Consider the following 9725-nt stretch of genomic DNA (forward strand, 5'->3'; position numbering starts at 1 on the left):
ATCACAGGCCGCTAGGGCAACGGGCAAAGAAGCCGCCACCAGGCCGACACCCACCCATCCTAGAAATTCACGACGATCCATCATTATGGGTTCTCCTCTCGTAATGTTGAAAATTTCACTTGAAAATTGAGTGCGATCGCACGTCAATTCTACGTCCCCAATTCTACAGGTTGCGATCTCCCTGTGGGGCTAAATTCAACAGACGATCGCCTTTAGGAACATGGGATTTGGGTTTGGGTACGAGCGCTAACGCCAACGAGATATTTTGCTCGATCGAGAATTGACCCGCTCTAAGCCACACCATTTGTTCGCTACCATAGTTAAATCCCCCGTTCTTGCTCTGAATGACCACTGCATCTTCCTCCACTCGCACTCCAACCCCACCCCGTCGCGAAAATGATTGGCGACTCTTCTTACGCTTAGTCCCCTACGCCCGCCGCAATCGTCGCTTACTCTACATTGTCTTGGCATTGCTGGTTCCCCTATCGCTATCGGGGGCGATTCAACCCATCTTAATTGGAGAAGCTATTTCTCTGATTCGCCAGGAATCCACCTTCTTTGTGCTAGAAGGCAAAACCCTATCCCAAGGATTGTATATTCTCACCGGGTTACTTTTGTTGACGATCGTCGTCCGCCTCGCCCTCACCTCCATCCAAGGGTTTTTGGTACAAAAGGTGGGACAGCGGATGACCGCTGATATTCGCAACGACTTGTTCGTCCACGTTACCTCGCTCTCGGCACGATTTTTCGATCTCACCCCCGTCGGACGCTTGATTACCCGCCTCACCAGTGACGTGGATGCCCTAGGCGATGTCTTCTCTACCGGGGCAATCGGCATTCTTACGGACTTAGCATCGATCGTCACAATTCTTGTCATCACCTTTACCCTGCAATGGCAACTCGCGCTGATGCTATTGCTGATGCTGATTCCGGTCACCATTGCGGTGGTCTATTTCCAGCGACAGTTCCGCAAAGCCAACTACCGCGCCCGCGAAGAACTCTCGAATCTAAACTCCGTCTTACAAGAAAATCTGACGGGTATTAACATCGTTCAGTTGTTCCGGCGGGAACTCTTTAACGCTCAGTTGTTCCGCCAAATTAACCAACATTATGTCAACCAGGTCGATCGTACCATTTTTCACGATTCAATGGTTTCGGCGATCTTAGAATGGATTGCATTAGTCGCGATCGCTGGCGTTCTTTGGTTGGGAGGTCTTCGCGTGATGGACAACGCCCTCGAAGTCGGGACGCTCGTCTCGTTTATTTTGTTTGCCCAGCGCCTTTTTGAACCCCTGCGTCAGTTTGCCGAAAAATTCACCTCGATCCAATCGGGATTTACCGCTGTCGAACGGATTAGCGATTTACTCGACGAACCGATCGAAATTCGCGACGCTGAATCCCCCATTTCCATTAATTCCCTAGAAGCCATCGACGGTCAGCCTCAAGTGGGAGAAATTCAGTTCGATCGCGTTTGGTTTGCCTACAGAGACGATGACTACGTTCTCCGAAATCTCGACTTTACCATTCGCCCCGGTGAAAAAGTTGCCCTCGTCGGGCCTACGGGAGCGGGAAAAAGTTCGATTATCCGCCTCCTATGTCGTCTTTACGAACCAAGTTCTGGTCGAATTCTGATCGATGGCATCGATATTCGCGATATTCCTCAAGCCCAACTGCGTCGCTATCTCGGGGTGATTTTGCAAGATGGCTTTTTATTTGCTGGAGATGTAAAAAGCAACATCACTCTGGGGGAAGACTACTCGATGGCGCAAATCTACGCGGCGGCAAAACAAACCAACATCGATCGATTTATCGAAGATTTGCCCCAAGGCTACGATACCCAACTGCGAGAACGGGGTACAAACCTTTCGGGAGGACAAAAGCAACTGTTGGCATTTGCCCGCGCCGCCATTCGCAATCCCCGCGTGTTAGTTCTCGATGAAGCCACCGCCAGTTTGGATGTGGGGACGGAAGCTCTGATTCAGGATGCGTTGGATCGGTTATTGGCAGATCGCACGGCGATCGTTATCGCCCACCGACTCTCAACCATTCGCAATGTCGATCGAATTCTCGTACTCAAGCGCGGACAGCTTGTGGAATCGGGAAATCACGAGGAACTCTTGGGGCAAGGGGGGTTATACGCCAGTCTTTATCAGTTACAGATGCTCGGTAATTGATGCGACTTTCCCAAGGAGCGATTCTGGAAACGAACCCAAAAAAAGAGCCAACCGAAATTCGGCTGGCTCTGACATAACTTAATAATGTTGTCGTTTAATTTCTGAGGAAATCCAAGCTGCACGTTCCCAAGTTAGCAGCGGATTTTTAAAACTTTGAGTTTTACCTCTCAAACTATTGTAACAATAAACACAAACTTTTTGTCACAAAACTTTAAAGTTCAGTTAAAGTTTTAGTTCGATACCCATCTGCGATCGATGGCGATCGCAGCAGCTCCTAGGCTAGGGTCATTGGTGACAAGGTAAGGGGAAAGCCAGCGATCGAGGGGTAAGACCACCAGCTCGCTGATATATAGCTATCGTCATACCCTCAAACCAGATTCCTCAAATCCAAATAGAGCTGGCATTCGTTAGAAATACCAGCTCTAGTTTGCCGAGCATTAAATTACTTTGGAGCGAACACCTACCGAATCAAAACCCACGCTTAGGCCGCATCACCCTCGGGACGACGACGCAGTTTTAGACCGGCTGCGGCCGCTAGACCGAAGAGGGCGCTAACGGTTCCGGGCTCGGGAACGGAGGTGGAAACACCTTTGACATCACCGGTTTGCTCGACGACGATTTTAGACAAGGTGAAATCAGAATCTTGAATGGTGTAGCGACCGAACTCGCTGTCGGGAGTCAGGTTCAGACCGGTGAGCAACGAATTGCCGAAGAGGTTGGCGACGCTGAAAGAGCCACCGCCACCACTCGCCGAAGGCGAAAGATTGATCGCTTGCACGGTGTCACCGCCAGTTGTCCAAGTTGCGGTGGTATCTCCGGTAATTTTCAACAAACCTTCGAGAACGCCGCCGCCAAATACATTGGCCGTAACTTTGACGGCTTCAAATACTCTGTCGCCAAAATCACCACGCACTATTTTGCCATCCTCACCGACTTCTGGCTCGCCATTCTCATCGAGTGTTGCGTGATACAAGGCACTCAAATCGAGCTGCTTTAAGATACCCGGACCGTCGAAATTAATTTTCAGGAACTCATCCTTATCCACTTCTCCCCAGGAGTCGACATTGTCACCTGATTTGACGGCATGATTTTTATCCGTTTTGACACCCTTGCCAGTTTCAAAAACCGTTTCACCACCATTCGATGAAACACCAAGCCCGAGAACACCGTGTACGGATTTACCGCTGAGTTCTTTATAAGCGTCTTCGGTCGAACCGGCAGTTACTTTAAAGAAGTCATCCGTTCCCACGTTGTCGCAAACGGTTGAACCCAAGCATTCGGCCTCGACTACATCTCGGGCGGTCATGGTGAAGGTGCCGGCTTGCGCGGCGGGAGCGATTGAAGAAGACAGAACGCCTCCTGCCAATAAACCAAAAACAATTGAAGACTGCTTAACTTTCATGATTTTTCCTGCTAATAATTCTTTGATGCTACAGTTGGATGATTGCACTCAGGCCAACCTCACAAAGCGAATGGGATTGAAATGTTTATTAACCTGCTACTTTTCAGGTATATTCAATGCGAGCTGTAACTGTCAATGATTTTGAAATGCTTTGTGAAGTCTTTAAGCTCAGAGGAATTATGTAAACTTTTTACCTTTTGAGCTTAAAGTTACTATCCTTTTTCGCCTGTGACTATAACTCACTATAAGAATGATTTGTGGAGAGCCAGTGCGATCGCGATCGCAAGGTCTGAGCGATCTCAAATCGAAAAAGAAGATTCGATCGACAATTTCAGTTTTGCAGCCTGTATCATTTTTCAATCGCATTGAAAATATCCGTATTTTCTCGGATAAAAGAGTATAAAAGCAATGTTTCTGTAGATCTTTAAAAATTTATAAACTCGAGCAAATTATCAATAAGATCTAAGCAAAATAAAAAGGTCACCTAGAATAGTGACCTTTCAAAAATATTGAGTTCGGATCGTCAGTTATCCCTTTTGGGCCTAAGCTTTACGGAAACTATCTATAGAGCTTGCAAAATTTTAGTCGACTCTAATCTTTCACTCAAACTACTTTCCTGACTCCTAATTCATGGATGTCTCGATCTAGCCAATATGGAGACTTGCACGCCAATGAGTAACCTGTTAGATCTTGAAGATCGAGTCAGGGAGAGAAACTTAGGGCACAAAAAAACGACCTAAATTGGTTGAATACAATAATTCCATGGTGAGTAGAATTATTATTGATGTTAGGAAATTATTTTTGCGAGTATCTTGAGTGAGTATATTCTTAACTCACAAGTCCCCGTTCCTCTCAAGCCTGCAAGTGGAAATCTCATTGACTTGAAGGTGTTTTCTGGGAACTGGCGAGTTTTTCCGATCTATCTCGATTTATTCTGAGGTCGTTTCATCCGGGGAGTCACTAGGCGGAGTGGCGACTGCATTTTTTGCTTCCTCTCGTTCCTGGCGTTTTTTGCGATCGGCTTTGAGGATATCTTCCATGACGATTTGAGCTTGCACCATCTTCTCCAAGTTGCTTCGGTACAGCTCCAGATCTTTCTGAGTCTTCTCGGGTAAAATCCCAAGTTTGGCGCAAATCGGTTCGAGTGCTTCTTTGAGCCTCGTTTCATCCTTCACCAAGTCAGGATCGGTGAGTTCGAGGAAAACATACAACCCAATGGCAAACAGGCGGCTGTACTTAAAGTGCTCGGAAGCAGCAATTTCCTCAACGATTTTTGATAATTGACTGGCTTTCTCTGGAGACTCCGAGCCGCCCAGCACGGCGATCGCTTCGTTGGCAGAGAGGTTAGCAGCCAAGGATTCTAAGGATTGGGCGTCTTGGCGATACTGCTGGGGTTCGACTCCGATCGCCCCAGTGAGGGCTCGAAAAATCGAAGCTTTATCAGCTTCGGGTCGGTAACCTTGCATGAAGCGATCGTAAGACGATACGACCCCCAAGGCGTAAATGGGATCGTACTTAAAATTGACGTTGACCGATAGCAAGTGCATTTCGACCATCAATTCTTCCACAACCCGACGATAAATTGAGTTAATCGGACGGGTGTGAACCTTATAAAAAGCTCTTTTGGTATCTGATACAGTAGGGACGTTATCCACAGGACAAAATATAGGGATGCATTGACTTTCATTCTCCCCTTCAGACATCTTTTTGCCAAGAGCGAGGCGGGGATCGCCGATGGGAAAAACCGATGGGTTTACTGCGAAAGTAGACTCGATCGCTCCGTTGCTTTTCCCAACCGCTCTTTGTTGGTTTGTTTTTTGCTAAGGCAAAAGAGAATTTTTTGACCGGTCGCGCGCGAAGCAACAAGCTACCGCATTTCGCAATGCCAAAGCCCAGCTACGGCAGCAAAGATCGAAGCGCATCGGTCGACGATCGTTCGGCCAGATAGCCAAACTAGAAGCCAGAGCTTTAACTCGCAACATTGCGAGGAACTCCCTCAAGAGCCTCTTCCTCTGTTTCGTAAATTTCAAAGACCGAATCCATCATCGTGACTTCAAACACGAGTTTGGCTTCTGGATGAACGTTACAGATGCGGAAACTGCCTTTGACTTTATCAGCATCTCGCATCCCAGCAACTAAAGATGTCAAGCCCGAGCTATCAATAAAATTAACTTGACCTAAATTCACTACGACATGATGGCTTTGCTTGGAAATACACTCTTGTAGCTTCAGACGAAATTGCCATGCAGTGGTAATATCCAAACGACCCGTGGGGGCGAGGACAATTACGGTTAATCCATCTTTTGTCGTGTGTGTTTTCTGCTCGATGTGGATCACTGACCCTCCCTCGAAATGATGAACACTTTTGCTGTCCTAATTTCAGCACGCGGTTGCCAACCCGGAAACTCAATCGTACGCATTAGGAACCTGACTTAATTATGACATCTCAAGAAATCATGTAAGCCCACAAGCGGATCGATTTTTGCAATCGCGACGATGTTGCCAGGAGACTATCCGATATTACTGCCTGCTGGCACTTTTGGATCTGGCTCCGATTGACAAGCAAATACTCGCTCGTAAAGTTCGGTGACAAACTGACCCTTGGCACTCCAATCGTAATGCATTTTGACCCGAGACTGTCCGGCTTGCCCCATTTGCGCTAAACCCGCTCGATCGGCAGCCAAACGCTTCATTGCACAAGCTAGATCGTCGATGGCAAGATCGCGATCGATTGCCGGAATTTTGTATCCCGTGGCTTGGGTCACTTGAGTTGCTGGACCTCCTAAGTCCAGACAAATGACTGGACGAGCGGCGGCCATGGCTTCTAAAATGACAAATCCTCCCGAATCGTGCAAGCTCGGATGGACGAGAACGTGACAGTCCCCCAGCGTTGCTAGGGTTTTGTCTCGTGAGAGCTTACCCCACCATTTTACGCGATTGCCGATCCCCAAAGATACGGCTAAAGATTGGAGGCGATCGCCTTCAACTCCATCCCCCACCATCCAATATTCGCTCCCCTCGATTTGGGCGCGGGCAAAGGCTTCTAAACCCAGGTCGAAACCCTTCCAGTGCAGGAAGCGACCGATACTGACAAAGCGCGTCGGAGCCGCTGGCGGCGCGGGTAAGCGCCCCAAAGTCTCAATTTCCGCCCGGCTCAACCCGCACTGTCCGACGACTTTGACTCGAGGAGCATTTAAGGCGTGAAGGCGTTCGGCGGTGTCCTGGGTGGTGGCCAGGGCGATGGCACTGCGTTTGGCCGTCAGCCGCACGAAGGGATCGGCTTCCCCCACCCAGCGACTGATATCTCGCAGGGTTTCGTAACGCTGCGCCCGTTTGTCAAAGGTCGATCGAAAAGATTTGGGTGCCGATTCTCCACCCCCCACGGGACCCCAAATAAATGGCACGGGGAACAGCGCCAAAAAGCTGGGATCGGAATATTGCACGTAAGTAACGTGGTGCATCAGGTCGAACCCAATTTGGCGATGGAGGCTACGAGCGGCAAAATAGGCCCGTACCTGCCACAGGTAGTAGTGAATTCTCACAGTTTTACCCACTTCACCCGGCTTCCAGCGACGAGTCCAGTTGAAGACATCAAGGTATACGAAATGGAGGTTGGCGATCGGGTTGCGGGCGAGTTCGGTCTCGATCGCACTTTGGTTATTGCGTCGGGTCAATACCCAAACGTCGTGGGATTTTGCCGCTTCCACAACGGTATTCCAACCGACGCTGGGTTCGGAACCTTCGCCGGGTTGGCAGGCGTAAGCAGAGAGAAGAACTTTCATGGGTTTAAAACAGTTTGGTACAAATCGAGATAGCCATCAGCAATGGTCTGAGGTTGGAAGTATTCGCAGGCAAACGATCGGGCACGACGGGACCAATGATGAATTTTCTCGGGATTCTCGAATAGCTTTCTAAGTTGGGTTGCCGCCTCTAAGGGGTTGACGGATAAGGGTAAGCCCAGATCGTGCCGCGCAAAGATTTGAGCCACCCCCAGATGCTCGGATAGGGCCGCCGGAACTCCCAAAGCCATGGCTTCGGCAATGGAAATGGGAAATCCCTCCCAGCGGGAGGTCTGCACGTACAAACTGGCGTTGGCTAGAACTTGCGTTTTGCCAGCGTCGTAAATCGGATCGTGAAAATGGACGTTATTTGGTAATTTCTGCTGCAGGCGAGCGAGCCGGTTTTGGGTTTTAGATTCGGGAGTTCCGTAAAGGTGAAAGGTAAATTCCTCCAACTCTCGTGCCAGGGCGACCATCCGATCGATCCCTTTGTGGAGAACATCGAACCGTCCGAGATACACCAGTTGCTTTGTACTGGTGTTCCCCTGCCACTTGGGTTCGGGAATTTTTTGCAAGTCGATCGGGTTGGGCATCCACCGGAGGACTCCCTGGTATTGAGGAACGAACGCTCTGACAGCGGCTTCTTCCTGGGGTGTCAAGACGGTAATGGCAGCGGCTTGGGAAAACCGAGCCTTTTCGAGCAACGCGCTGTAGATCCGCTTTTTCAGGGGCGATCGTTGGAAGTTCAATCCACCGTGGGGAGTGATGATATACGGAATGTTATACCGCCCCAGCGTCCGCGCTAACGTTGCTTGTTTGGGAATGAAGACGGAGTGGAGGTGAACCAGATCCGGGGGGTTGCGATCGAGCTGCGATGGGAGCGAGGTATAGCGCCAGCAGTTTGCGGACATCTGCATTAAGTTAATGCCGTCGGTTTTGGCACTATCTAGGGCTCTTGGGTGGGGTTTCGCACCCAGTAATAAAGTCACTTGGTGTCCCTGTCGGGCTTGTTCGCGCGCGATGAGCCAAACGGTTTGATTGACACCGCAGATCTTTTGGGGAGACGATGCCGCTCCCAGATGCCAGATTTTCATCGCCATCGCCTCCACACACAACTTATCGGTTTAAACCCGAGCCACTTCTTCGTAAAGCCGGAGAAATCCGGCGGCGACGGCTTGGGGTTGAAAATGCGCCAGGGCGAATTCTCGCCCCCGTTCTGACCAATCCTCAAGGCGATCGGGATTTTCGATGGCTTTGGAAATCAACTCGGCAGCAGCTTTGGGTTCTGGGGGAAACACCACACCCAAGTCTTTATCTCGGAACATTTCGGCGAAGTTAATCGTGTTTGAAACAGCACAGGGAACCCCTAAATACATGGCTTCGGCGATCGATCGTCCGAACCCTTCCCACCGCGAAGCTTGGATGTACAAACTCGCGCTAGTGAGTACTTCATTTTTGGCATCGCCGAAAACGGGTTCGTGAAAATAGACGTTGGGGGGTAAGTTGCGCTGTAACTCTTCTAAGACTTGCTGGCTCTTGGGTTCTTTGCTGCCGTAGAGGTGAAATTCTACATCTTCGAGATGGCGGGCAATGGCGACCAGAATGTCGATGCCTTTGTGAACCACGTCGAAACGCCCGAGAAATACCACCCGTTTGGTTTGGGGATTGCTCCAGCGATCGCCCTCGCGGTGGTTGGGTTCGATGGGGTTGAGCAGGCAGCGCACCGGCTGGTCGTACCCCGGCACGAAAGCGCGCACGGCTTCTTCTTCCTTGGGCATCAACAGGGTAATGGCAGCAGCGGCCCGGAAACGGGGTTTTTCAATGAGGGTGCTGTAAACGAGCTTTTGCAATCGAGAGCGCCGGAAGTCTAAACCGCCTCGGGGACTGACGATATAGGGGATGTTATGACGGACGAGTTGGCGGGCGAGGGCGGCTTGTTTGGGAATGAAAACCGAGTGCATATGTACGACGTGCGGGGGGCGATCGCGCAGAATCGGGTCTAGCACCGAGCGATCGTACTGCCATCGATTGGAGGGGAGGTGAATAATTTCAAACCCCGATTTTTCTGCCAACTCTCTTGCGGCATCATCGGGAGCTGGATCGACCACCACCGCCACATCACATCCCAATTGCGCCTGATATTGGGCGAGCAACCAAACGCTATTATTAACCCCGCAAACTTTTTGGGGTGAAAAAGAAGAGCCAACGTGCCAAATTTTCACAGATCGCCTCACTGGTAGTTTTGCGTGTAGATGCACCGGGATGGGAGCGGGGAGACGGGGAGAGCTTACAAGTGTATGTTTTTTAGATTCTGGTGAAATCGAGCTGGGGAAGCTGGGGAAGCGGGGGCACTTCGACAAGCTCAGTGAC

Annotated in this window: 8 protein-coding genes; 1 reads left to right on the top strand and 7 read right to left on the bottom strand. The window is 50.1% G+C overall.

Going from position 1 to position 9725, the window contains the following annotated elements:
- Nucleotides 1-163 precede the first annotated feature (163 nt).
- Complete coding sequence (locus IQ235_RS10030) at nt 164-352, bottom strand: hypothetical protein (RefSeq protein ID WP_264321332.1); 189 nt, start codon at nt 350-352, stop codon at nt 164-166.
- Here IQ235_RS10030 and IQ235_RS10035 point away from each other — a divergent pair.
- On the top strand, nt 345-2174 hold the full coding sequence (locus IQ235_RS10035) for an ABC transporter ATP-binding protein (protein ID WP_264321333.1): 1830 nt from the start codon (nt 345-347) through the stop codon (nt 2172-2174). The two genes, IQ235_RS10030 and IQ235_RS10035, sit on opposite strands and share 8 nt — an antisense overlap.
- Before the next feature lie 481 nt (nt 2175-2655).
- Here the strand turns inward: IQ235_RS10035 and IQ235_RS10040 are convergent, their stop codons facing one another.
- The 6 genes from IQ235_RS10040 to IQ235_RS10065 all read right to left on the bottom strand — a co-directional run bounded on the left by IQ235_RS10040 (nt 2656) and on the right by IQ235_RS10065 (nt 9577).
- On the bottom strand, nt 2656-3576 hold the full coding sequence (locus IQ235_RS10040) for a PEP-CTERM sorting domain-containing protein (protein ID WP_264321334.1): 921 nt from the start codon (nt 3574-3576) through the stop codon (nt 2656-2658).
- A 929-nt stretch (nt 3577-4505) separates the two neighbouring features.
- Entirely contained in the window at nt 4506-5279 is a 774-nt protein-coding gene (psb29, locus tag IQ235_RS10045; RefSeq protein ID WP_319592571.1) for a photosystem II biogenesis protein Psp29, read from the bottom strand.
- 265 nt (nt 5280-5544) lie between these two features.
- Entirely contained in the window at nt 5545-5913 is a 369-nt protein-coding gene (locus IQ235_RS10050; RefSeq protein WP_264321335.1) for an STAS domain-containing protein, read from the bottom strand.
- Nucleotides 5914-6086: 173 nt separating this feature from the next.
- Nucleotides 6087-7358, bottom strand: a complete 1272-nt coding sequence (locus tag IQ235_RS10055; protein WP_264321336.1) for a glycosyltransferase family 4 protein — start codon at nt 7356-7358, stop codon at nt 6087-6089.
- Nucleotides 7355-8449 carry a glycosyltransferase family 4 protein gene (locus tag IQ235_RS10060; protein ID WP_264321337.1) on the bottom strand — a complete coding sequence of 365 codons (1095 nt, stop codon included), beginning with the start codon at nt 8447-8449 and terminating at the stop codon, nt 7355-7357. The genes IQ235_RS10055 and IQ235_RS10060 overlap by 4 nt, the downstream gene beginning before the upstream one ends.
- Nucleotides 8450-8479: 30 nt before the next feature.
- Nucleotides 8480-9577, bottom strand: coding sequence for a glycosyltransferase family 4 protein (locus IQ235_RS10065; RefSeq protein ID WP_264321338.1), 1098 nt, complete (start codon nt 9575-9577; stop codon nt 8480-8482).
- Between the last annotated feature and the right edge of the window lie 148 nt (nt 9578-9725).

The sequence above is a fragment of the Zarconia navalis LEGE 11467 genome, from assembly GCF_015207075.1.
Lineage (GTDB): Bacteria > Cyanobacteriota > Cyanobacteriia > Cyanobacteriales > Geitlerinemataceae > Zarconia > Zarconia navalis.